Genomic DNA, 22,841 nt, shown 5'->3' on the forward strand with positions numbered 1-22,841 from the left:
GTCAGCAGCGTAACCACGGCCACGGCGTGACGTGGGGACGACAGTCGGACCTAAGCGCGTCTTAACCGTCGCCTAAGGATGCCCTGGATGGCCACAGGGGACACTCCCGCCCCGGAGCCGTCGGTCAGGCGGCGCGGGCGGCGGCCAGCGCGGCGGCCATCGCGGCCCGGGGCGCGGCGACGCCGGTGAAGTGCTCGAACTGGCCCACCGCCTGGGCCAGGAGCAGGTCGATCCCGGAGACGATCCGGCAACCGGCATCCTGGGCCGACGCCGCCAACGGCGTCGGCCACGGGTCGTAGAGCGCGTCGAAGTACACCGCGCCGGGCCGCCAGGCGGCCGGCCCGGCGAGCGGGTCGGCTACCCCCTTCGGCACGGTCGCGACCACCACGTCCGCGTCGAGGCGTCTCGCGGCGGCGTCCCAGGCCGCCGCGCGCATCTCCACGTCGACGGCGCGGGCCACCGGGCGCAGTTCCTCGGCCGCCGCCGGGCGGCGGGCCACGACGGTCACCGCAGCGGCGCCGAGCCGCCCCGCCGCCGCCACCGCAGCCCGGGCCGTGCCGCCCGCGCCCAGTACCGTCACCGTCGCGCCCGGGCGCACCCCGGCGTCGGTGAGCACCTCGACCATGCCGACCACGTCGGTGTTGTCGGCGTACCAGGAGCCGTCCGGGCGGCGTACCAGCGTGTTGGCGGCGCCGACGGCGGCGGCGAGCGGCGAGACCTCGGCGGCCACCGCGAGCGCCGCCTCCTTGCCGGGCATGGTCACCGACAGCCCGGCCCACTCCGGGCCGAGGCCGGCGACCACGTCAGGCAGCTCCGCCGCCGCGCACTCGATCCGGGTGTACGACCACCCGGTCAGCCCGGCCGCCGCGTAGCCGGCGTGGTGGATCACCGGGGAGAGGGAGTGCGCGATCGGCTTGCCGAGCACCCCCGCCCGCCGTGCGTCCGTCATCAGATGACGCCGTTCTCCCGGGCCTTCGCCTCGTTCTTCAACTGTTCGTCGTAGGTCTCGGCGAACTCCGTGGTCCCCTTCTTGTCGACCGCCACGAACCAGAGCCACTTCCCCACGGGCGGGTCCATGGCTCCCGCCATGGCGTCCTTGCCCGGGTTGTTGATCGGAGTGGGGATCATCCCCCGCAGCTTGCGGCTGTACGGGTTCTTCGTGTCGAGGAGCTCTTCCCTGGTCATCTCGGCGGAGGTCTTGGTGTCCTGGCCGGTCAACTCCAGGTAGTAGTTGACCGTGACGTCCATCTCCAGGCAGTTGCACGGGAACTCGCCGTAGGCCCGGTTGTAGGCGACCCGGGCGACCTTGCCCAGGTCCTCCTTGCGGCCGGCCTCGGCCTGCGCCAGCGACGCCACGATCAGCGCCTCGTACGGGCTGATCTTGCGCTCCTTCTGCACCCGGTCGGCGAACTCCATCTCACCGGCCACGCTGAGGAAGTTCTCCACCATCAGCTCGATGATGCTCTCGGCGGTCGCCTTCGGCGGGATCTCGTAGGTGTCCGGGTAGAGGAAGCCCTCGATCGACGGCTTGACCTTCTTGTCGTCGGTGCGCTTGAACCACCAGTCCGGCACGCCCCGCGCGATCGGGTCCTTCGCCGCCGCCTCGAAGTCCTTCACCGGGATCTTGGTCTTCTCGGAGAGCAGCTTGTAGATGTTCTTCGCCGTCCGGCCCTCCGGGATGGTGATCCCGTTGACGATCCGGTTCTTCAGGTCGAGCATCGCGGTGACGGCGCTCTCGCCGCTCATCTGCTTGCGCAGCTTGTACGTGCCCGGCTGGATGTTCTTGCTACGGGCGTTCGCCTCGGCGGCCTCGATGAACGCCTTGGCGCTCTTCACCACGCCGGCGGTGACCAGCGCGTCGGCCATGTCGGCGATCAGCGCGCCCTGCTTGATCTCGACCGTCACCTCGCCGGTGCCCACGCCGTCGTAGTCGGGGGTGACGAAGTAGCTCTGGATCCGGTCGAAGCCGTAGAAGGCGCCGCCGCCGATGCCGCCCAGCAGGACCAGGGCGAGCAGCAGCGCCAGGACGGTCTTGCCCCGCCCGCCACCGCCGCCGGAGCCGCCCTTGCGCTTGCGCACCGCACCGCGCCGGTGCTTGCCCTTCTCACCCCGGTCCTGCTCGTCGAACCCGAGGTCAAGATCGTCCATCATCGCGTCCGCCTCCGCTGCGCGTCCAGCCAGCTCTGCAGAATCTCCACCGCGGCAGCCTGGTCGACCACCGCCCGTTGCCGTTTACCTCGGACACCACGCTCGGCAAGCCTACGAGACGCCACGACCGTGGACATCCTCTCGTCGGTGAGCGCCACCGGAACGGGCGCTATTACATCGGCCAGTCGGTCAGCGTACGCCTTCACGTGTACGGCGGCCGGACCGTGCTTGCCGGCGAGATTGACCGGAAGGCCGACGACGACCTCCACCGCCTCGTGCTCGACCACCAGCGCCCCGAGCGCGGCGATGTCGGCCGGCACCGCGTCCGGGGCGGCCGTGAGGTCGCGGGCGAGGGTCACCAGCGGGGTGGCCAGCACGCCGTGCGGGTCCGAGCGGGAGACCCCCACCCGTACCTGCCCGACGTCCACCCCGAGCCGGACTCCCCGGGACAACTCACTCACGGCCGGTGACTCCCTCGAAATGGCGAACCAGGGCGGACCGCGCGGGTCCGCCCTGGCCGCTGCCAGCGCGCATCACGCCTCGGCGATCGCCTTCTCGACCGTGAGCAGCAACTTCGGCGCCTCGGCGGCCGGCAGGCCACCGCCCTGGGCCAGGTCGGGGCTGCCCCCGCCGCGCCCGGAGAAGGCCGCCTTGACCAGGTCGGAGGCGGCCAGGCCCCGGCTGCGCGCGGCCGGGTTCACCGCGACGACCAGCGACGCCTTGCCGTTGGCCCGGGCCGCCACCGCGACGACCGCCGGCCGCGCCGGGTCGATCCTGCCCCGGATCTCCTGGGCGAGGGTCCGCACGTCGTTGCCGGCCGCGCCCTCCGGTGCCTCGGTGCCCACGTACGCGACGCCCCGCACGTCCTTCGCCTGCGCGGCGAGCGCCGACGCGCCGCCGAGCACCAGCTGGGCCCGCAGCTTCTCCAGCTCCTTCTCGGCGTCGCGCAGCTGCGTCACGGTCTGCTCGACCCGGTCGGCGACCTGGTCGTTGGGCACCCGGTACAGCTCGGCGAGGCGGGACACCAGCAGGTGCTCCCGGGCCAGGAAGTTGAAGGCGTCCATGCCGACCAGGGCCTCGACCCGGCGCACCCCGGAGCCGATCGACGACTCGGAGAGGATCTTGACCAGGCCGAGCTGGCCGGAACGGGAGACGTGGGTGCCGCCGCACAGCTCCCGGGCGTAGTCGCCGACCTCGACGACCCGCACCTCCTCGCCGTACTTCTCGCCGAACAGCGCCATCGCGCCGATCCGCCGCGCCTCGTCCAGCGAGGTGATGAAGGCGTGCACCTCCAGGTCGGCGAGGAGCACCTCGTTGACCTGCTGCTCCACGTCGCGCAGCACGCTCGGCGCCACGCCCGTCGGGGTGTTGAAGTCGAACCGCAGCCGGCCCGGCGCGTTCAGCGAACCGGCCTGGGTGGCGGACTCGCCGAGGAAGTTGCGCATCGTCTGGTGCACCAGGTGCGTCGCGGTGTGCGACCGGGAGATGGCCCGCCGGCGGGTGGTGTCGATCTCGGCGTAGCCGGTCTCCCCCGCCCGCACCTCGCCTCGCAGCACCCGGGCCCGGTGCACGATCAGCCCGGGCACCGGCTGCTGCACGTCGAGCACCTCGACCTGGCCGCCGCCCACCGTGATCATGCCGAGGTCGGGCTGCTGCCCGCCGCCCTCGGCGTAGAACGGGGTGGCGTCGAGCACCAGCTCGATCGTGTCGCCCTCGACCGCCGCCTGGCGGGGGCCGTCGACGCCGAGCACCGCCCGCACCGTCGACTCCCGCGACACCTCGCCGTAGCCGGTGAACCGCACCGGGCCGCCCGAGTCGAGCACCGACCGGTACGCCGACAGGTCGGTGTGCCCGGTCTTGCGCGCCTGGGCGTCGGCCTTGGCGCGGGCCCGCTGGTCGGCCATCAGCCGGCGGAAGCCCTCGGCGTCGACCGCCAGGCCCTGCTCGGCCGCGATCTCCAGGGTCAGGTCGATCGGGAAGCCGTAGGTGTCGTGCAGCTGGAACGCCTTCTCGCCCGACAGCGCCGGCTTGCCGGCGGTGCGGGTCTCCGCGATCGCCGTGTCCAGGATCGTGGTGCCGGCCCGCAGGGTGGACAGGAAGGCGTCCTCCTCCGCGTACGCGTAGTCGGCGATCCGGTCGAAGTCGGCGGCCAGCTCCGGGTACGACGGGGCCATGCAGTCCCGGGCCACCGGCAGCAGCTCGGGCAGCGCCCGCTCCTGCCAGCCCAGCAGCCGCACCGACCGGATCGCCCGGCGCATGATGCGGCGCAGCACGTAGCCGCGCCCCTCGTTGCTGGGGGTGACGCCGTCCCCGATCAGCATCAGCGCGGTACGCACATGGTCGGCGATCACCCGCAGCCGCACGTCGTCCGGGTGCGACTCGCTGGCGACCTGGCCGGAGTGCGCGCCGTAGCGCTTGCCGGTCAGCTCGGCGGCCTTGTCGAGGATCGGCCGGACCTCGTCGATCTCGTAGAGGTTGTCGACGCCCTGGAGGATGGAGGCCATCCGCTCCAGGCCCATGCCGGTGTCGATGTTCTTCGCCGGCAGGTCACCGAGGATCGGGTAGTCCTCCTTGCCGGTGCCCGGGCCGCGCTCGAACTGCATGAAGACGAGGTTCCAGAATTCCATGTAGCGGTCCTCGTCGACCGCCGGGCCGCCCTCGCGGCCGTACTCCGGGCCCCGGTCGTAGAACAGCTCGGAGCACGGGCCGCACGGGCCGGGGATGCCCATCGACCAGAAGTTGTCCGCCTTGCCCCGGCGCACGATCCGCTCGGCCGGCACGCCGACCGAACGCCAGATCTCGAACGCCTCGTCGTCGTCGAGGTAGACCGTCGGCCAGATCCGCTCCGGGTCGAGGCCGAAACCGCCCTGCTCCTGGGACTTGGTGACCAGGTCCCAGGCGAGCGGGATCGCCCCGTCCTTGAAGTAGTCACCGAAGGAGAAGTTGCCGTTCATCTGGAAGAACGTGCCGTGCCGGCTGGTCTTGCCGACCTCGTCGATGTCGGGCGTGCGGATGCACTTCTGCACGCTGACCGCCCGCCGGTACGGCGGGGTCTGCTGCCCCAGGAAGTAGGGGACGAACTGCACCATGCCGGCGTTGACGAACAGCAGGTTCGGGTCGCTGATGGCGGGCAGCGGAGCGGACGGCACCACGGTGTGGCCGTTCGCCTCGAAGTGGGCGAGGTACCGCCGCTTGATCTCCGCCGTCTTCATCGCTGGTGTTCCTCCGGAAAGATCTCTCGGTCGCCGAGGCGCGGGTCTTCCCGCAGCTCGGCGAACTGGTCGTCGAACGCCTCGCCCTGGGCGAACGCCTCGTGGATCTCCTGCTCGCGCTCGGCCATCGCGATCCGGACGTCCTCCACGAAGCTACGCAGCGACTCCGCCAGCCCGCCAGCGGATTCGGTCACCGTGCTGGCGATGCCGGCCGGGGTGTACGCCTGCGCGGTGCGGGTGGCCTTGCGGACCACCACCACGCCCACGGCCAACCCGATGCCGAGCCAGAACAACCGCCTCATCTCCGAGCTCCTCCTGGTCGTGGCGGGTCAGCGGTTGCCGCGCTTGGCGGCCCGCCGCTGCTGCTTGATGGTGTCGCGCACCTCGCGCTCGGTCTCGGCGTGCCGCCGGGCGGAGGCGGCCTTGCGTACGCCGTAGCCGAACGCGGCCACCTTGACCAACGGGGTGGCGGCGGCGGCGGAGACGACGGTCGCCAGGTTCGCGACGTTGGCGGTGACGTTCTGCGCGTGGCTGGTCATGGTGTCGACCTTGGCGAGCTGGAGGTTGACCCCGTCGAGGGAGGTCTGCACCTGCTCCAGTGCGGTGTTGACGTTCTTCACGGTGGTGTTCACGTCGCCGAGCAGCGGCGCGGTCCGGTCGTTGAGGTCGTTGATCATCCGGGTGGTGGCGTCCACGGTGTGCCGCAGCCGCAGGATGGGCAGCGTCAGGATCAACACCAGCATCGCGAACGCGATCGCCGCGATCAGCGCCGCGACCTCGAAAAAGCCCACGCCTGTCCTCCTCAAGCAGAGTTCCGGGAACCCGACGCCCCCGGAACGCGCGACCGTCCTGCCCACACCGCCGTCCGGCACCCGTGAGGGGCCGGCGGGAGCTGGCGGTCCGCCAGCCCCAGACCCTACCGTCCGTGATGGAAACCGGCTCAGGACGGTGAGGGTGTCGGTGTCGCTAGCGGATCCTCGCTGACCGTCGGGAAGGGATCCTCGCCGGTGAGTGACGGGTCGGTGGTGGGCTGGGGCCGGGTCCGCTCGTCGTCGATCGCGTTGCGGACCTTCACCGACACCAACGAGCCGGAGCACTGCTCCGCAGCGGTCGCCGGGTCGGGCGACGGCACGACCGCCGGCTCCCCGTCCACCGGGGGCGGCACGCAGGCGGGCTCGCGCACCCACAGGTCGAGGGTCAGCTCGTCCCGGCGCCAGCACGTGTAGCTCCCCTTCGCCGGCTGCTCGGGGCAGCGGCTCACCGTCCACGGCCGCCAACCGTCGTCGGCCAGCGCCCGCTCGTAGACCTGCGCCGTCTCCGCCGGCGACCGCTCGGACGTGGCCGTGCGTTCGCGCAGGCGGCAGTCGAGCAGACACCACCGGCTGCCGCTGACGTCGTCGACGGTCTGCACCGCCGCCCAGCCCGGCACGTCCAGCTCGTCCAGGGTGTCGAAGACCGGATCGCGGCTGAGCGTGCGGATGCCGAAGTAGAGCGGGATCGCGCCGAGCAGCACCACGCTGACCAGCGCGAGGATGCCCATCCGCAGCCGCCGCCGCTCACGCATCCGGCGACGCAGCTCGGACCGTGCGCCGCGCAGCCCGCCGGGGCCGGCCGCGTCGTCGTCCGGCGACTCCGGCTCCGCGGGCCGGCGCAGCGCCGCTCCGTCGGCCGGCTCGGCGGGCGGTACGACCGCCGCGGCGGCCCGCGCCACCACCGGCTCGCCCGCGGCGCCCGGCGGCGGCACGGGCGCGACGCCGGACGGCTCCGGCCGTCCCGGCTCGCGGTGTGGCGGGATCGCCCGGCCGGCGGCGCGGTCGTCGGGCCCGGGGCGGGGCGCCGGGGCAGCCGCCCGGGCCACCCCGGGCGGACCGACGGGGCCGGGTCGGGGCCCTTCGCCGGACGTCGGCTCGGGCCGCTCCCGCCCGCCGACCGGCGGCCGGACGGCACCGGAACCCGCACCGGGCCGGGCCGGGCCCGGCGGAGTGGCGGCCGGACGGACCGGGCCGGGCGAGGTCTGTCCGGCCCCGCCCGGTGCGGACGGGTTCGCCCCCGGACCGGCGAGGCCCGACGGCGCCTCGTGGCCGTGCGGGCCGGGCCCGGGTCGGCGCGGACCGGGCGGCGCGCTCGGGCTCGCGGCGGCCGTGGACGGCCCGGCCGCGGACGGCCCGGTGGCGTTGCCGGGTGACGGCGCGACGGACCGCGCGGGCCCGGCCGGGCCGGCGTCGGGGCGCGCGGCACCCCGGGCGGGACCCGCCAGGCCAGGGTCGGGACGCGCGGCACCCCGCGCGGGACCCGCCAGGCCAGGGTCGGGACGCGCCGGACCCGCCAGGCCTGCGTCCGGACGCGCGGCACCCCGGGCGGGACCTGCGTCGGGACGCGCGGCACCCCGCGCGGGACCCGCCAGGCCAGGGTCGGGACGCGCCGGACCCGCCAGGCCGGGGTCGGGACGGGCGGCACCCCGCGCGGGCCCGGCCGGGGTGGGGTCGGGGCGGGTCGGGTCGGGATGGGCCCGGCCGGCTGGGGTCGGGGCGCCGGTCGGCGGCGGTGGACCGGCCGGCGTGGGGCGGGCGGCGCCCCGGGCCGGCGGCCCGGGATGAGGGGTGTCGGCGGGCCGGGGCGGCTCGGCGACGGGTCGGGCCCGGCCTGCCGGCCGCCCGGGTTCGGTGGCGTCGGTGGGTCGCGGCGGCTGCGCGCCGGGCCGCGCCCGGCCCACGGGGATGTCGCCGGTCCCGGCGCCGTCCTGCCCCGGCCCGGGCGGCACCGGCGACGGACCGCCCGGAGCTGGCGGCGCCGACCGCTTGACCGTCGGCAGGGCGGGATCGGTGTGGTGGGCACGGCCGGCCTGCCGCAGCCAGTCGGCCGGGCGCTCCGGTCGGCCGGCCCGGGAGTCACCGGGCTGGCGTCGCCGCCCCGCTTCCCCGTCGGCCGGGAGCGGCGCGTGCGGCGGGTTCTCCGCCTCGTCCGGGACGGCGGGACGGCCCGGGGTCGGGACCACCCCGTCGTCCCCACGGCGCGCGGAGGGCTGACCGCCGACCGTGGCGCGTCCGGCCCGGCCGGAGGTCTCGTCGTCGCCGGCCGCACGCCGACCCCGACCCGTGACCTCGACGTCGTCGGGTGCGGCGCGTCGGCCGCGGGGGGCGGGATCGTGGGGCGGCTGCACCCCGACGCCGGGAGGCGCGGCAGGCGCGCCGGGCACGGGTGGGGCGTTTCCGGAGCGCGGTACCGGCGGAGCGTTGCCGGAGCCGGGCACCGGCGGAGCGTTGCCCGAGCCGGGCACCGGCGGAGCGTTGCCCGAGCGGGGTACCGGCGGCACGTCTTCCTCGGCGGCGCGGCGTCGGCCGGTCGGCCCACCGGGGCGTCGACCCCGGTCGGCCCCGTCGCCGTCCGGCACCGGCGGGGCTGCCGTCGGCACGGGTCCGGTGCCGTCCGTCGGGACGGCCACGCCGGCACCGACGGGGCCCCGCCGCATCCGGCCGGACCGGGGGTCACGTGCGTCGGCCGGGGCCCCGCGCAGCTCACCGGTCGGCGGACCGGCTGGCGGCTGGGGGGCACCGGGGTCCGGGACACCGACCCGGGCGGCGCCCACGGCACCGCCGGGCCGCCCGGCGGCACCCGGTGGCGGCGTACCGCCCGGCACCGCCGCCCGTCCGTCGGGGCGGTGCCCGGGCACCGCCCCGGCCGGGTGCGGCGCGTTCGGCGCGCCGGCGTGCGGGGGCACCGGCGCACCCGGACGCGGTCCGGTCGGCGCGCCGGCGTGGGTGCGCGGGGGCGTGCCGGGAGGCGGCCCGACGGTGGGGCCGGCCGCCGGACCGGGCTGCGGCCCGGTCCGCGGGTCGGCCTGCGGAGCCGCCGGGAAGCCGGCCTGGGGATGCGCTGGGAAGCCGGCCTGCGGATGCGGCGCGGGAACCGGCTGCGGGCCGGTCGGCGCGCCGGCCGGAGGAGTCGCCTGCGGGCCCGTCGCGGTGCCGGCGGGCGGACCCGCCGACGGACCGGCCTGCGGACCCGTCGATGCGCCCGGAACGGGGCGCGGCCGTCGGTCCGGGCCGTCCGGGCCGGGTTGCGGACGACCGGCCGCCGGGGGTCGACGGACGGGCTGGTGCGGGGGGACGGCCCCGGGGGCGGCGGGTCCGGCCGGCCGGGGTGGTTCCGGCGCACCGGGCCAGGGTCCGTCCACCGGGCGCGAGCGCGGAGGCTCGGCCTCGCCGCGGCGTACCGGGGGCGCGGCGGCCGGACCGGGGCCGCGGTGGGGCGGCGGCCCGGCAGGGCCGGGAGCCGTCGGGTCACCCGAACGCGGGCCGGGAGGCGAGGCGGGATCCAGCCCGTCCGGCCCCAGCTCGGTGCGCTGCTGCTTGGCCGAGCGCAGGTCGTCGATCCAGCCGAACTCCTCGCCGCTGATGGGCTCCTCGGGCTCGGCCTCGGCCTTGCCCCGCCCCCAGCGGCGACCCTTGGCGCGGGAGTCGCGCCGCTCTTCGGGGCCGTCCTCCGGTCGCTCCGAACCACGCGATTTCACTACTGACCCTCCCCGGCGGTGTCACTGCCGCCCTCTCGCGCCGCGTCGGCGCCGCCCGTGTCCGTCTGTCGGCGGCCGTTGTCCGCCGAACCGCTCCCGGCCGCCGCCGCCGAGGGCGCGGCCGGAGCGGGCAGCCCCCGGACGATACGGCGCAGCAACGGCAGCCGGGTGGCGACCGAGCGTTCGGCGCCGTGCTGGCTGGGCCGGTAGTAGTCGGTGCCGGCGAGATCGTCGGGGGCGTACTGCTGGGTGACCACGCCGCGCTGGTCGTCGTGGGGATAGCGGTAACCGGTCCCGTGCCCCAGCCCCTTCGCGCCCGAGTAGTGCGCGTCGCGCAGCCCGCGCGGCACCGGCCCGCCCCGGCCGGCCCGCACGTCGGCGATGGCCGCGCCGATCGCGGTGGTCGCCGAGTTGGACTTCGGCGCGGTGGCCAGGTGGATCACCGCCTGGGCGAGGTTGAGCTGCGCCTCGGGCAGCCCGACGTACTCCACGGCGTGGGCGGCGGCGGTGGCCACGCCCAGCGCGGTCGGGTCGGCCATGCCGACGTCCTCGCTGGCGAAGATGACCAGGCGACGGGCGATGAAGCGGGCGTCCTCGCCGGCGACCAGCATCCGGGCCAGCCAGTGCAGCGCGGCGTCCACGTCGGAGCCGCGCATGCTCTTGATGAAGGCGCTGGTCACGTCGTAGTGGGCGTCGCCGGCCCGGTCGTAGCGCACGGCCGCCACGTCGACCGCCTGCTCGGCGGTGGCGAGGTCGATCCGCCCGGCGCCGAGGGCCGTGGCGGAGGCCGCCGCCGCCTCCAGCGCCGTCAACGCCTTGCGTACGTCGCCGGCCGCGAGGCGTACGAGATGGTCCTCGGCCTCGGTCTCGAGGGTGAGCGCGCCGCCGAGGCCGCGCTCGTCGGCGACCGCGCGGCGCAGCAGGTCGCGCACCGCCGCGTCGTCCAGCGGCTGGAGGGTGAGCAGCACGCACCGCGACAGCAGGGGCGAGATGACCGAGAAGTACGGGTTCTCGGTGGTCGCCGCGAGCAGCGTGACCGTGCGGTCCTCGACGGCGGCGAGCAGCGAATCCTGCTGGGTCTTGCTGAACCGGTGCACCTCGTCGATGAAGAGCACCGTCTGCGGGCCGCCGGAACGACGCTGGCGGCGGGCGGTCTCGATCACCGCACGCACGTCCTTGACCCCGGCGGTGAGGGCCGACATGGCGACGAACCGGCGGTCCGTGGCCCGCGCCACCAGGTGCGCGATGGTCGTCTTGCCGCTGCCGGGCGGGCCCCAGAGGATGACCGACATCGGCGCCGTGGCCGAGACGAGCTGGCGCAGCGGGGCTCCCGGCGCGAGCAGGTGGTCCTGCCCGACCAGCTCGTCGATGCTGCGCGGGCGCATCCGGACGGGCAGCGGCGAGTCCTCCCCCACCGCCGTGAACCCGTCCACACCGACGGAACCCGCGGGCGTGGGGGGCGCTCCGGCGGGTTCACCGAGGGAGAAGAGGGCGTCGGACTCCATCACGGGAACAGTACCGGGCCCGGCCCACGGCGCCGGAAGCGCGCCGTGGGGCCGGGCCCGCGATGATCGATCGCGGTCAGCCGCGGCCGGGGCGCCGGCCCCGGTACCACCGGCCGCCACCGCCGCCGCCACCGCCGCGCGGGCCACGGCCGACGCCGGCCAGGTAGAGGGAGAGCAGCAGCAGGCCGATGAGCACGAGGGTGTTCCAGTTGAACAGGTCGGGAGCACCGAAGTTGGTGTCCAGCAGGTCGATGAGCAGGGCGAAGCCGAAAACGACCGCCGCGAGAATGGCGAGCATGGCGTTCCTCCGGTGGGGGTTCCCAGTGGGTCGGCGCGGGATGTACCCAATCGGTCCGCTCGTCAATCTCCACCTGGATCGGCACGGTCTCCGGGCAGGTTCCGCCGGCGGCCGGACGCCGGGTCCCCCGGCAGGAGACCGGAGCGCGTCCTAGGCTTGCTGACATGATCATCGCCGACCAGGCCCTGGAGGGGCGGGACGCCATCCTGACGGCCGCCGGCCACCACCCGTACGCCCGGCACGCGCTCACCCGCGGCGAGGTGCCGCGCGGCTGGCGGCGCGGCGAGGCGGTGGGCTGGCTGCTGCCGGCGGAGCACGGCCCGCGCGGCGGCGCGGTCGGCGCCCCCGGGCCGGCGGTCGAGCTCTTCGCCGACCTGGTCGCGCGGGGCGCGCTGCGGCCCGGCCAGTGGCTGCACCTGCCGCGGCTCGACCCGGCGGCGCTGCCCGGCCGGCTGGCCGTGGCCCGGCACGACGAGTGGGACTTCCTCTGGACCACCGTCGCGCCGCCGCGCCAGCCCGACGAGGAGCGGGTGGTCCGGCTCACCGCAGCCGACCACCCGGCGCTGACCTCCCTCATCGACGAGGCGTTCCCGACCACCACCTCCCGGCCGGGCGACCCGCGGATCGTCGACTGGTACGGCATCCGCGACGGCGACCGGCTCGTCGCCTGCGGCGCCGACCGCAGCCGGGGCGACATCGGCTTCCTCGCCGGCCTGACCGTCGCCCCCGACCTGCGGGGGCGAGGACTGGGCGCGGCGCTGACCGCCGCGATGACCCGGGCCCTGCTCGCCCGCCACGACACCGTGGCGCTCGGCGTCTACAGCGTCAACGTCGGGGCGATCCGGCTCTACCGGCGGCTCGGCTTCACCGGCGCCCTGGCCCGCAGCTCGGTGCACCTGGCCTGAGCGCCCGGCGCTGTCAGGCGCCGCGCGTCGGGGCGGAGGCGGGCGCCGCCACCGCGTCGGGGACCGGACCCGACCCGGTACGGGCGCCCGGGACCGCATCGGTGGCCGGGACCGGACCAACATCCGGGACCGGACCAGCACCCGGGACCGCATCGGTGGCCGGGGCGCGGTGGCGGGCCCGCCAGGCCGGCAGGTAGAGCGGCGCGGCGAGGGCCAGCACCACGGCGCCGACCAGCATCGCGGCGCTGACGCTGACGGTGTCGGCGAGCGCGGTCAGCACGATGGCGCCGACCGCGAACCCGGGTTGGCCCATCATCGAGTTCAGCGAGATCACGCTGGTCCGGTACGGGCCGTCGACCTGCCGGTGCAGGAGCCCCATGTGCAGGGGGTTGGACGCCCCGTGCACGGTGTAGCAGGCGAGGTAGGCGACCAGCACCCCGACCGGCCCGGCCAGCAGGCCCATCCCGACGATGGTCGCGCCCTGCACGATCCGCAGCAGGGCGGCGCTCGGCGCCGCACCCAGCCACCGCAGCAGCAGCGGGGTGAGCGCCGCGCCGGCCGCGCCGGCGAGCCAGGCCGCCGAACTGGCGGGCCCCAGCAGCGCCGCCGCCCGGTCCGGATCGCCGACCACCTCGGCCAGCCGGACCGGCAGGAGCGACTCGAAGGTGACCATCCCGAAGCCCCAGAACAACTCCACGCAGACCAGGGCCAGCAGCACCCGGGACCGGCGCAGCAGCCCGAACGCCTGCCCGACCATCCGGGGCGCCTCGGCGACCGACGCCCAGAGCGCGCCGGCACCCTTCGCCGGGCGGACCTCGACCAGCAGCACCAGCAGGGCGACCAGGGCCGCCGCCTGGAGCGCGATAGCGACCAGCACCGGCACGGTCAGCGCGCTGATGGGCCCGATCGGCCCCAGCGCGACCAGGCCGCCGCCGAGCAGGGCGCCCGCGGCCATGGCGACGCCGACGACGGTGCCGGCGTGGCCGAGGCCCGGTTCGTACTCGGCGTCCGGGTCGGCGGCGAGCGTGGCGTCGACGTACCAGGACTCCATCGGGCCGCTGTCGAGCGCGCGGAAGACGCCCTGCAACGCCCAGACCAGGAAGAACAGCGCGAACGAGTCGGCCACGGCGAAGAGCGCGAGCGAGCCGAGGTTGACCAGCCAGGCCACGACCAGCACCGGGCGGCGCCCGAGGGCGTCGGCGAGGCCGCCGGTGGGCAGCTCCAGGGCCAGCACGACGAGGCCCTGGGCGACCGTCACCAGGCCGATCTGCGACAGTGTCAGGCCGCGCTCCTGCATCAGCAGGATCATCACCGGGACCATCAGGCCGGTGGGCAGCCAGCGCAGCCCGTGCAGCACCAGGAAGCGGCGCCGGACCTGGCGTACGGACAGGGCGCTCACCGCCCCTCCTCCACCCGGGGGAACGCGGCCAGGAAGACGAGCACCGACTCCGCTTCCGGCTCGTCGGCCACCGGTTCGTCGCGGTAGCGCTGGAGCAGCTGCCACACCTCGTCGTTGAGGGCCCGCAGGCGCGCCGGGCCGAGCCTGAGCAGCACGTCGCTCATCCCGGCCGCGTCGCGCCACTGCCGGGAGTAGCCGTGCTCGACGGCCATCCAGCGCTCGGCCTGCTCGGCCAGCAGCCGCACCTGGTCGGCCTGGATCCACTGCACCGCCGCCCGGGCGTCCGGGTCGTCGTCGAAGTCGGTCGGCTCGAAGTCGCTGATGTCGTGCGCCGCCCGCCACCACCGCTGCCGGCCGGTGCCCCGGTCGAGGTCCTCCGTCACCAGCCCCACCTCGGCGAGCTGGCGCAGGTGGTAGCTGGTCGCCCCGGTGTTGGTGTCCAGCATGCCGGCCAGCGTGGTCGCGGTCGCGGGACCGTCCACGCGCAGCGTGCCGAGCAGCCGCATCCGCAGCGGATGGGCGAGGATGCGCACCTGCCGGGCGTCCAGGCGGACGGTACGCGGGGCGGCGGGTCGCTCGTTCTCCATGGGATGCACAATAGCTATGCACAGACTCTGTGCACAATAGTTGTGCATAGAAACTGTGCGTCGTCGCCACGGGGCCCGGGCGGGTCAGGGGGTCAGTAGTTCGCGCACCCCGCGCAGGCGGGTGCGGAGCAGTCCGGCGGCACGGGTGGAGTCGAGGCGCACCTCGGCCGGACGGAGCACGCCGGCAGCGGCGCCGGTGATGGTCTTCATGCCGGCAGCCGGGTCGAGGCCGGTGTGCGCGGCGACCAGCAGGCCCAGTTCCGCGCGGCTGACCGCGTCCGGACCGGCCACGTTGAGCGGGCCGGCGTAGTCGGTGCCGAGCAGTTCCAGCACGGCGGCGGCCAGGTCGGTGACGTCGATCGGACAGCGCAGTTCGTCGGTGAACAGGCTCGCCCGGCCGGCGAGCGCGTCGCGGCAGAGCTGGATCTGCTTGCTCCCCTCCCCGACGATCAGGGAGGTACGCACCAGCGCCGCGCCCGGGTCGAGGACGCGCACCGCCGTCTCGGCCGCCGCCTTGGCCGCCCCGTACGGGAACACCGGGCTGGGTGGCTCGTCGTCGCCGTAGGGCTCCGGGCGTCCGGCGTGCACCGCGTCGCTGGAGACGTGCACCAGCCGGGCTCCCGCCTCGGCGGCGGCGTACGCCACGTGGGCGGCCCCGTCGGCGGTCACCGCCCAGTCGCCGTACCGGTAGGGGGTGCCGACCACGGCTTCGGGGCGGACCCGGGCGACCAGCGCGCGCACGGCGGCCAGGTCCGTCACGTCGAGCCGGCGCGTCTCGACCCCCGGCACCTCGACCCGGCCCGAGTGGTAGGTCCCCACCACCCGCTCCCCCGCCGCGACCGCCCGCCGGCAGACCTCGCCGCCGAGGTACCCGCTGGCTCCCACCACGAGCAGCGTCATGTCCCTCCCCCTCCGCTCTGCACTCCCACGGACGATCAAGAGGTTTGCGTCATGTCGTCGCGCAGATCATGACGCAAACCTCTTGATCGACACACGGGCGCGAGCCGGGGCGGGCGCGAGCCGGGGGTCCGGGCCCGGGACGGGAGGGCGTCGGTCAGGTGGGGTCGGCGACCGGGGCGGCCGGGCCGGCCGTGCCGGTGTGCGGCGCCGCCGCGGCCTTCGGCTTGGCGTCGATGCCGGCCTCGGCGCGCTGCTGGCCGGTGATCGGCGTCGGCGCGCCGGTCAGCGGGTCGAAGCCGCCCCGGGTCTTCGGGAAGGCGATGACCTCGCGGATCGAGTCCGCGCCGGCGAGCAGCATGCAGACCCGGTCCCAGCCGAACGCGATGCCGCCGTGCGGCGGGGCGCCGTACTTGAACGCCTCCAGCAGGAAGCCGAACTTGTCCTGCGCCTCCTCGGGGGTGATGCCGAGCAGGTCGAAGACCCGCTTCTGCACGTCGCCCCGGTGGATACGGATGGAGCCGCCGCCGATCTCGTTGCCGTTGCAGACGATGTCGTACGCGTACGCCAGCGCCCGGTCCGGCGCCTCCTCGAACCGGTCGACCCACTCGGCGTTCGGCGAGGTGAACGGGTGGTGCACGGCCGTCCAGCCGCCCTCGTCCGTACGCTCGAACATGGGCGCGTCGACCACCCAGCAGAACGCCCAGGCGCTCTCGTCGACCAGCCCGGCCCGCTTGGCGATCTCGATGCGGGCCGCGCCCAACAGCTCCTGCGCCTCGCGGGTATTCGTGCTGGCGGCGAAGAAGACCGCGTCGCCCGGCTTGGCGCCGACCGCGTCGGCGAGCCCGCCCAGGTGCTCGGCGGAGAGGTTCTTCGCCACCGGCCCGCGCGCCTCGCCGGTCTCCGCGTCGAGCACCACGTACGCCAGGCCGCGCGCGCCGCGCGCCTTGGCCCAGTCCTGCCAGCCGTCGAGTTCCTTGCGGCTCTGCGACGCGCCGCCGGGCATGACGACCGCGCCGACGTAGCCGCCCGCGTCGATCGCGCCGGCGAAGACCCGGAACTCGGTGCCGCGCAGGTAGGCGGTCAGCTCGGTCAGCTCGACGCCGTAGCGCAGGTCGGGCTTGTCGGAGCCGTAGCGGGCCATCGCGTCGTGCCAGGTAATGCGCGGGATCGGCCGGGAGATCTCGTGGCCGGCCAGGTCCTTCCAGAGCGCCGACACGATCGCCTCGCCGAGGTCGATGACGTCGTCCTCGGTGACGAAGGACATCTCGATGTCGAGCTGGGTGAACTCCGGCTGCCGGTCGGCGCGGAAGTCCTCGTCGCGGTAGCAGCGGGCGATCTGGTAGTACCGCTCCATGCCGCCGACCATCAGCAGCTGCTTGAACAGCTGCGGCGACTGCGGCAGCGCGTACCAGCTGCCGGGCTGGAGGCGCACCGGCACCAGGAAGTCGCGCGCGCCCTCCGGCGTGGAGCGGGTCAGCGTCGGGGTCTCGATCTCAAGGAAGTCCCGCTCGTGCAGCACCGTGCGGGCGAGCTGGTTGGCCCGCGAGCGCAGCCGCATCGCCTTCGCCGGGCCGCTGCGGCGCAGGTCGAGGTAGCGGTAGCGCAGCCGGATGTCGTCGCCGGCCTCGACCTGGTCGTCGACCGGCAGGGGCAGCGGCGCCGCCTCGGAGAGCACCTCCAGCTCGGCGGCGGTCACCTCGATCTCGCCGGTCGGCAGCTCCGGGTTCTCGTTGCCCTCGGGGCGGCGGGTCACCTCGCCGGTCACCCGGACGCAGAACTCGTTGCGCAGCGCGTGCGCGTCCTCCTCGCGGAACACCACCTGGACCACGCCGGACCCGTCGCGCAGGTCGACGAAGATCACGCCGCCGTGGTCGCGCCGGCGGGCCACCCACCCGGCGAGCGTCACCGTGGTGCCGGCGTCCGTCGCGCGCAGGCTGCCGGCGTCATGGGTACGGATCACGACTAGCGTCTCCTCATCTGCGGTACACCGTTACCCCTGGCATTCTGTCAGCCCTGCCCCGCACCCCGTTGCGGGGTGAGGGGAGGTGGGGTCCGGCCAGCGACGCGGATCCGTTCCCGCCTCTACAGCGGGATGTCCCAGGCGCTGACGGTCAGCACCACCGTGCCGTCGTCGTTGACGTCCGTGACGTGCACCCGGGCCATCTTCCAGGTGTCGCCGCGCTCCCGCGCGTCGCTGAGGGAGGTCTTGACGCAGATCACCACGCCCTTGCGGGCGGGCACGTTGATGTCCGGGCCGATCGAGCCCTTATCGATCCGTTCGTTGCAGTCGGCTGGGCTGAGCGACGCGGCGTCGACCTGGCTGCCCCGCGCCTTGGCGTCCAGGTTGAAGTAGGACGAGTTGCCGCCACAGCGGGCGGTGAACCGGAGCTCCTCGCCGGCGGTGACCCGCACCTCGGGCTTGTCCAGGTCGATGTCCAGGTCGCTGCCGCAATTGGCCCGCAGGGTGAGGCGCTCGTCGACGTACTTCTCCTTGTACGGCGTCTGCGGGTCGAGCGACGGCTCGGCGCTCCCGCTGAGGCTCGGCTCCGGCGGCGGCTCCGCCCCGGTCGTCCCCGGCGCCGGCGCGGTCGGCGTCTCCGACGACTCGCCGGATCCCGCCGGCCGCTCGTTGGCTCTGGCCGCGCCCGCCGCCTGGGCGATGTCCCGGGCGTCGTTGGCCTGGTCGAGCGCCCGCAGCGACAGCACCGTGGCGAGCAGGCCGAGGACGACGGCCAGCGCGGCGGCGCCGACCGCCACCAGGGGCCACCGGCTGCCGCCACGCGGCTTCGGCGGCGGTGGGCCGCCCGGTCCGGGAGGCGACGGCAGCGCAGCGCCCTGCTGGTCCGAGCTCATCTCGTGCTCCTCACGTCGGTGGCCGTCCGGCCGCCGTCCGGCGTCATGCGACGGGTGGCGGCGGGGCACGGGGCGCATTTATCCCAGAAAGCCGGCAAGATCGCTGTCGGCAACCCGTCACCGTTCGCGAACACCTCGTCACCGCCGAGTCGGGATAATAAACCGCCCCTCGATCTTGTGCAGGTGAATTCCCCATGACCGAGCCGTCGACCGGCACGGACTCCTCCCGCCGCCGGCGCGGTCTGACGCCCGGCGAGAAGACCGGTGCGGCGATCGGTCTGGCCAGCCTGCTCGTCGCCGTGCTCGCCTGGCAGTGGCCCCGGCAGGGCCAGGACGCGCGGCCCACCCCGACGCCGAGTCCGTCCCGGGTGTCCACGAGCGCCACCGCGCCAGCCACCACCCCGGCCACCACCGGCAGCGTCGAGCCGGGCCGGACGTACCTCGACGCGCTGACGCCCGAGACCGGCGCCGGCTACCTGCGCCCGCTGCCGCGCACGCTCGCCGGCCGGACCGACCTGCCGCACCCGGTCGCGCTCTCCTGCCCGACCAACGACGGCGAGGACCGCAGCCGCTCGGTCAGCTACCCGCTGAAGCGGCGCTACCTCGAATTCTCGGCCACGTTCCGGGCCTGGTACCCGCCGGGGCAGGACCCGGAGTCGGCCGTGCGGATCAGCGCCGTGGTGACCGTCCGGCAGCCCGACGACACCCTGACCCGGCAGCCCAGGCCGGGCCGGACGACCACCATGTCCCGCCCGGCGGAGACGCTCTCCTTCTCCGTGGAAGGGGCCGACCTACTGACCCTGACCGTGGAGTGCGACCTCGGCGAGGGCCTCGCCGTGCTCGGCGACGCCGGGCTGACCCGCTGACCGGCGGCGGCGCGTCGCCGCCGGCGGGCGGCTCCCGACGAAGCCGGACAGCCCCCGCCGGGAACCGGGCGGGGCACAGCGCGGTCAGTCGCGTGGGTCGGCCGGCAGGAGGTGGTTCACCACGATCTCCCCGACGGTCAGCGCCCGGGCCCGCTCCTCGACCCCACGGTCGGCGCCGGTGAGCCGGCCGCCGTGCTGGCGCAGGTGCTCCTCCCAGGAGGGCACCTGGTAGACCTCGACGAAGCCGTCCGCCCGTTCGCCCGTGCGGAACAGGCCCCAGCGCATGGCCCCCGTACGCCGTCGGGACCGCCCCACCAGGCGCATCGCCGCGACGAACTCCGCCTGCCGCTCCGGCGGCACCGTGTAGGAGACGGTCACCAGCACCGGCCCGCTGCGCGGGTCGGCGGGCAGCGTCAGGTGCGGCTCGGGCCACCAGACCGCCGGGTCCCGGTCGAGGCCCCGGGTCTCGCGCAGCGGCCAGAGCAGCACGGTCACCGCGCCGACGGACATCGTCCCGGCCGCCACGGCGAGCGCCACCACGAGGCTGGTCAGCTCGCCGAGCGCACCCCAGGCGACCGCGCCGAGCGCCTGCCCGCCGGCGAAGACCATCTGGTAGACCGAGAGGCCGCGGGCGCGTACCCAGCCGGGCAGGAAGAGCTGCATGGCGGCGTTGACGCTCGACAGCACGGTCATCCAGGCCATGCCGGCGGGCACCAGGGCCAAGGCGACCGGCACCGGGCCCGGCGCCAGGGCGAGCACCACCAGGACGGCGGCGTAGACCAGGCCGGCCAGCAGCAGGAGCCGGTTGGTGCTGAGCGCCAGCCGGATCCGGGGCAGCACGAGGGCGCCGGCCACCGCGCCGACGCCGAGCGCGGCGAGCAGCACGCCGTACCCGCCCGCGCCCAGGTGCAGGCGGCGGCTCGCGACCAGGGGCAGCAGCGCCCACAGTGCGCTGCCCGGCACCACGAACAGCGCCGCGCGCAGCAGGATCCGGCGGACCACCGGGGAGTGCCGCACGTACCGGCCGCCGGCGCGCAGCGCGGCCGTGAACCGCTCGGGCAGGTCGTCGCCGCCGGTCCGTTCGGGCCGCCAGCGCAGCAGGGCCAGCGCGAAGACGGCGAACGACACGGCGTTGACGGCGAATACGGTGGCGACGCCGGCCCGGGCGACCAGCACGCCGGCCACCGCCGGTCCGACCGCGCGGGCCAGGTTCACACTGATCGACCCGAGCGCCGAGGCCGAGACGAGCTGGGAGCGGGGCACCAACTCGGGGATGACCGCCTGCCAGGCCGGCAGGGTCAGCGCCTGACCGACGCCGAGCGCGAAGGTGAGGGTGAGCAGCAGCGCCGGCGGCATCCGGCCGGCGGCGGTGAGGCCCGTCAGCAGTACGCCGACGGCGGCCAGGAAGCACTGCACGCCGATCAGCAGCCGGCGGCGGTCGAGGGTGTCCGCCAGCGCGCCGGCGGGCAGGGCGAGCAGCAGCACGGGCAGCATGCTGGCGGTCTGCACCAGCGACACCAGGGTCGAGGCGTTGGCCTCGTCGACGAGCAGCCACTGGGCGCCGACGGTCTGCATCCAGGTGCCCACGTTGCTGGCCAGCACCGCCAGCCAGAGGCTGCGGAACGCGGCGAGTCGCAGCGGGGCCCAGGCGGACGCGGTGGCGTCCGCGGGCGGGTTCACGGGGGCGCTCACCGACGGGAACGTACCCCGTCCTGCCCGCTCCAGTCCGGCGAACCGCTCCGGGCACGCGGACGGGCCGCCGGGATCACCCGGCGGCCCGTTGCGGTGCGATCGATCAGAAGATGCTGACGCCGTAGCGGCTCAGCGCCTCACCGACCGGCTGGAAGTAGGTCGTGCCACCGGTGCGGCAGTTGCCGCTGCCACCGGAGGTCAGGCCCAGGGCGATGGTGCCGCTGAACAGCGAGCCGCCGCTGTCGCCCGGCTCGGCGCAGACGTTGGTGCGGATCAGGCCGGAGACCGAGCCCTCGGCGTAGTTCACCGTGGCGTTGAGGGCGGTCACCGAGCCGCTGCGCAGGCCGGTGGTGCTGCCGGAGCGCTGCACCGACTGGCCGACGTAGGCGTTGCCGGCGGCGGTGATGTCCCGGAAGCTGCCGTTGTAGAGGGAGACGTTGCCGGCGGCGTTGGCGGAGTTGTTGTGCCGCACGATGCCGTAGTCGTTGCCCGGGAAGCTGGTGCCGGTGCGGCTGCCCAGCAGGTTGGTCTGGGCGGAGTTGCTGTACCAGCTGGCCGAGATGTTGGTGCAGTGCCCGGCGGTCAGGAAGTAGTAGGTGCTGCCGCTGCGGACGTTGAAGCCGAGCGAGCAGCGACCGCCGCCACCGGCGTAGATGGCCTGGCCGCCGGAGATGCGGGTGCCGAGCACGCCGGCCTCGGCCTCGATCCGGATCGCGCCGTTCATCCGCTCGGCGGCGGCCTTGACGCGCTCCAGCTTGGCGCCGGTGACGGTGCTGTCGACGGAGACGACGACCTGGTTGGTGGCCGGGTCGGTCCACCACGCGGTGCCGGGGATCTTGGCGGAGCGGTCCAGCTCCGAGGTGGCCCGGGCCAGCTCGCTGGCGCCGCGCTTGACGATCTTCGGGGTGGCGCCGGCGGCGCTGACCTGCCGGGCGGCGAGCGCGTCGGTCACGGTGACGACCATCTTGCCGTTGACGTCGGCGTACGCGCCGGCGGACCGGTCGCCGAGGCGCTCGGCCAGGCCGGCGGCGGCGTCGGGCGAAGCGAACGAGGGTGCGGCCTGGGCGGGCGCGCCGATCAGCGAGCCGGCGACCATGGCGCCGGCCGCGGCGACGACGGCGGCACGACGGAGCGAGGACCTCGTGGGTCGCATGCAACAACCTCCAGAAGGGGGTGACTGACCCGCGCCGGGGCGACACGAGCCGGGAGCAGCCCTGCCGATCTGGGGGTACCGGCCGAGCTCACTGAAGTATTCACATACTTGAGTACGTATGCAAGACCCGACTTTGTCCTTTTCGCCCCGGCTGCCGCGGCCATCGACCCGAAACATTGTGGACACAGGTGGACGTCTATATGCTTCGCCCGCCGTCCCACCATCCGGTACGCGCGACCGGGCGGAACCCATGACGTCACCCTGCCGGTCGGGCGCCGACGACGCGCGTCGCGGCCCGGCCTCAGCCGCCGGCCGATCCGCCCGCCGACGGAGGGTCAGCCGGCGCGGCGGCGTGCCCCGGGCCCCGGACGCGGCACCACGTCGCGCGGCCGGGCGACCTCGTGCCCGCGCTCGCAGTGCAGCTCGACGCGGACCTCGCCGCCACAGTCGCGGTGCGCGACCGTCAGCGGCGAGCCCTCCGGGTCGGCCAGGTAGCGGTCCCCCCAGCCGAGGACGGCGACCAGCACCGGCCACAGGTCGAGCCCCATCCCGGTCAGCCGGTACTCGTGGCGCTCCCGGCTGCCGGGCTCACGGTAGGGCTCGCGCCGCAGGACGCCCCGCTCCACCAGCATCGCCAGCCGGTTGGTCAGCACCTGTCGGGGAACGCCGGTGCGCACCCGCATGTCGTCGAAGCGGCGGACGCCGTTGAAGACCTCGCGCAGGACGACGAGGGTCCACCGTTCGCCGAGGATCTCCATCGCCCGGGCGATGGTGCAGTTCTCCACCGACCAGTCCAGTGCCGCGGGTCTCATG

The 22,841-nt window shown here is 75.1% G+C and carries 19 protein-coding genes; 2 read left to right on the forward strand and 17 right to left on the reverse strand.

Translation table 11 applies throughout. The features are described 5' to 3' along the window. Positions 1–124: 124 nt before the first annotated feature. The 9 genes from DER29_RS00425 to DER29_RS00465 form a co-directional block, all read right to left on the reverse strand. Positions 125–949 carry a shikimate dehydrogenase gene (locus tag DER29_RS00425; protein WP_121395279.1) on the reverse strand — a complete coding sequence of 275 codons (825 nt, stop codon included), beginning with the start codon at positions 947–949 and terminating at the stop codon, positions 125–127. Then, positions 949–2,151, reverse strand: a complete 1,203-nt coding sequence (gene mltG / locus DER29_RS00430) for an endolytic transglycosylase MltG (protein ID WP_121395280.1) — start codon at positions 2,149–2,151, stop codon at positions 949–951. The genes DER29_RS00425 and mltG overlap by 1 nt, the downstream gene beginning before the upstream one ends. Then, a complete protein-coding gene (gene ruvX / locus DER29_RS00435; protein WP_121395282.1) occupies positions 2,148–2,609 on the reverse strand; it encodes a Holliday junction resolvase RuvX in 462 nt (153 codons plus the stop codon). Before ruvX ends, mltG begins: the two co-directional genes overlap by 4 nt. 72 nt (positions 2,610–2,681) lie before the next feature. Then, positions 2,682–5,360 carry an alanine--tRNA ligase gene (gene alaS / locus DER29_RS00440; RefSeq protein ID WP_121395284.1) on the reverse strand — a complete coding sequence of 893 codons (2,679 nt, stop codon included), beginning with the start codon at positions 5,358–5,360 and terminating at the stop codon, positions 2,682–2,684. Continuing rightward, positions 5,357–5,662, reverse strand: coding sequence for a hypothetical protein (locus tag DER29_RS00445; RefSeq protein WP_121395286.1), 306 nt, complete (start codon positions 5,660–5,662; stop codon positions 5,357–5,359). Before DER29_RS00445 ends, alaS begins: the two co-directional genes overlap by 4 nt. Positions 5,663–5,689: 27 nt before the next feature. Then, complete coding sequence (locus DER29_RS00450) at positions 5,690–6,151, reverse strand: DUF948 domain-containing protein (RefSeq protein ID WP_121395288.1); 462 nt, start codon at positions 6,149–6,151, stop codon at positions 5,690–5,692. Between the two features lie 149 nt (positions 6,152–6,300). Further along, positions 6,301–6,924, reverse strand: coding sequence for a hypothetical protein (locus tag DER29_RS00455; RefSeq protein ID WP_121398860.1), 624 nt, complete (start codon positions 6,922–6,924; stop codon positions 6,301–6,303). A gap of 2,945 nt (positions 6,925–9,869) precedes the next feature. Next, positions 9,870–11,375 (reverse strand): replication-associated recombination protein A, encoded by a 1,506-nt coding sequence (locus DER29_RS00460; RefSeq protein ID WP_121395290.1) that lies wholly within the window; start codon positions 11,373–11,375, stop codon positions 9,870–9,872. Positions 11,376–11,451: 76 nt separating this feature from the next. Next, complete coding sequence (locus tag DER29_RS00465; RefSeq protein ID WP_089000992.1) at positions 11,452–11,673, reverse strand: hypothetical protein; 222 nt, start codon at positions 11,671–11,673, stop codon at positions 11,452–11,454. Positions 11,674–11,837: 164 nt separating this feature from the next. On the opposite strand from DER29_RS00465, the gene DER29_RS00470 reads away from it, so the two are divergent. Continuing rightward, the gene (locus tag DER29_RS00470) at positions 11,838–12,578 is read left to right on the forward strand and encodes a GNAT family N-acetyltransferase (protein ID WP_121395292.1); all 741 of its coding nucleotides are present in this window, start codon (positions 11,838–11,840) and stop codon (positions 12,576–12,578) included. A 13-nt stretch (positions 12,579–12,591) separates the two neighbouring features. On the opposite strand, the gene DER29_RS00475 is transcribed toward DER29_RS00470, so the two are convergent. The 5 genes from DER29_RS00475 to DER29_RS00495 all read right to left on the reverse strand — a co-directional run bounded on the left by DER29_RS00475 (position 12,592) and on the right by DER29_RS00495 (position 18,317). After that, complete coding sequence (locus tag DER29_RS00475) at positions 12,592–13,977, reverse strand: MFS transporter (RefSeq protein WP_121395294.1); 1,386 nt, start codon at positions 13,975–13,977, stop codon at positions 12,592–12,594. After that, entirely contained in the window at positions 13,974–14,564 is a 591-nt protein-coding gene (locus DER29_RS00480; RefSeq protein WP_121395296.1) for a helix-turn-helix domain-containing protein, read from the reverse strand. The genes DER29_RS00475 and DER29_RS00480 overlap by 4 nt, the downstream gene beginning before the upstream one ends. A gap of 84 nt (positions 14,565–14,648) precedes the next feature. Continuing rightward, positions 14,649–15,464, reverse strand: coding sequence for a sugar nucleotide-binding protein (locus DER29_RS00485; RefSeq protein WP_121395298.1), 816 nt, complete (start codon positions 15,462–15,464; stop codon positions 14,649–14,651). Positions 15,465–15,618: 154 nt separating this feature from the next. Next, positions 15,619–17,424, reverse strand: a complete 1,806-nt coding sequence (gene aspS / locus DER29_RS00490; RefSeq protein ID WP_121395299.1) for an aspartate--tRNA ligase — start codon at positions 17,422–17,424, stop codon at positions 15,619–15,621. Between the two features lie 122 nt (positions 17,425–17,546). Next, complete coding sequence (locus DER29_RS00495) at positions 17,547–18,317, reverse strand: hypothetical protein (protein ID WP_121395301.1); 771 nt, start codon at positions 18,315–18,317, stop codon at positions 17,547–17,549. Between the two features lie 194 nt (positions 18,318–18,511). Between DER29_RS00495 and DER29_RS00500 the strand changes: the two genes are divergently transcribed. Continuing rightward, positions 18,512–19,183 carry a hypothetical protein gene (locus DER29_RS00500; protein ID WP_121395303.1) on the forward strand — a complete coding sequence of 224 codons (672 nt, stop codon included), beginning with the start codon at positions 18,512–18,514 and terminating at the stop codon, positions 19,181–19,183. Between the two features lie 84 nt (positions 19,184–19,267). Here the strand turns inward: DER29_RS00500 and DER29_RS00505 are convergent, their stop codons facing one another. From DER29_RS00505 to DER29_RS00515, 3 genes are all read right to left on the reverse strand, one after another. Then, entirely contained in the window at positions 19,268–20,875 is a 1,608-nt protein-coding gene (locus DER29_RS00505; RefSeq protein WP_233599596.1) for an MFS transporter, read from the reverse strand. Positions 20,876–20,978: 103 nt separating this feature from the next. Next, positions 20,979–22,028 (reverse strand): S1 family peptidase, encoded by a 1,050-nt coding sequence (locus DER29_RS00510; protein WP_121395308.1) that lies wholly within the window; start codon positions 22,026–22,028, stop codon positions 20,979–20,981. Positions 22,029–22,363: 335 nt separating this feature from the next. Next, the gene (locus DER29_RS00515) at positions 22,364–22,840 is read right to left on the reverse strand and encodes a helix-turn-helix domain-containing protein (RefSeq protein ID WP_121395310.1); all 477 of its coding nucleotides are present in this window, start codon (positions 22,838–22,840) and stop codon (positions 22,364–22,366) included. Position 22,841: the final 1 nt, after the last annotated feature.

Origin of the sequence: Micromonospora sp. M71_S20 (assembly GCF_003664255.1) — a bacterium.
In the GTDB taxonomy this organism is placed as follows: domain Bacteria; phylum Actinomycetota; class Actinomycetes; order Mycobacteriales; family Micromonosporaceae; genus Micromonospora.

What these genes read in the sequence shown, in the direction of transcription:
- DER29_RS00495 (WP_121395301.1), bottom strand. Translation starts at nt 18,317, where the DNA reads ATGAGCTCGGACCAGCAGGGCGCTGCGCTGCCGTCGCCTCCCGGACCG.
- alaS (WP_121395284.1), bottom strand. Translation starts at nt 5,360, where the DNA reads ATGAAGACGGCGGAGATCAAGCGGCGGTACCTCGCCCACTTCGAGGCG.
- DER29_RS00510 (WP_121395308.1), bottom strand. Translation starts at nt 22,028, where the DNA reads ATGCGACCCACGAGGTCCTCGCTCCGTCGTGCCGCCGTCGTCGCCGCG.
- DER29_RS00485 (WP_121395298.1), bottom strand. Translation starts at nt 15,464, where the DNA reads ATGACGCTGCTCGTGGTGGGAGCCAGCGGGTACCTCGGCGGCGAGGTC.
- DER29_RS00445 (WP_121395286.1), bottom strand. Translation starts at nt 5,662, where the DNA reads ATGAGGCGGTTGTTCTGGCTCGGCATCGGGTTGGCCGTGGGCGTGGTG.
- DER29_RS00470 (WP_121395292.1), top strand. Translation starts at nt 11,838, where the DNA reads ATGATCATCGCCGACCAGGCCCTGGAGGGGCGGGACGCCATCCTGACG.
- DER29_RS00500 (WP_121395303.1), top strand. Translation starts at nt 18,512, where the DNA reads ATGACCGAGCCGTCGACCGGCACGGACTCCTCCCGCCGCCGGCGCGGT.
- mltG (WP_121395280.1), bottom strand. Translation starts at nt 2,151, where the DNA reads ATGATGGACGATCTTGACCTCGGGTTCGACGAGCAGGACCGGGGTGAG.
- DER29_RS00425 (WP_121395279.1), bottom strand. Translation starts at nt 949, where the DNA reads ATGACGGACGCACGGCGGGCGGGGGTGCTCGGCAAGCCGATCGCGCAC.
- DER29_RS00460 (WP_121395290.1), bottom strand. Translation starts at nt 11,375, where the DNA reads ATGGAGTCCGACGCCCTCTTCTCCCTCGGTGAACCCGCCGGAGCGCCC.
- DER29_RS00465 (WP_089000992.1), bottom strand. Translation starts at nt 11,673, where the DNA reads ATGCTCGCCATTCTCGCGGCGGTCGTTTTCGGCTTCGCCCTGCTCATC.
- DER29_RS00480 (WP_121395296.1), bottom strand. Translation starts at nt 14,564, where the DNA reads ATGGAGAACGAGCGACCCGCCGCCCCGCGTACCGTCCGCCTGGACGCC.
- DER29_RS00455 (WP_121398860.1), bottom strand. Translation starts at nt 6,924, where the DNA reads ATGCGTGAGCGGCGGCGGCTGCGGATGGGCATCCTCGCGCTGGTCAGC.
- DER29_RS00515 (WP_121395310.1), bottom strand. Translation starts at nt 22,840, where the DNA reads ATGAGACCCGCGGCACTGGACTGGTCGGTGGAGAACTGCACCATCGCC.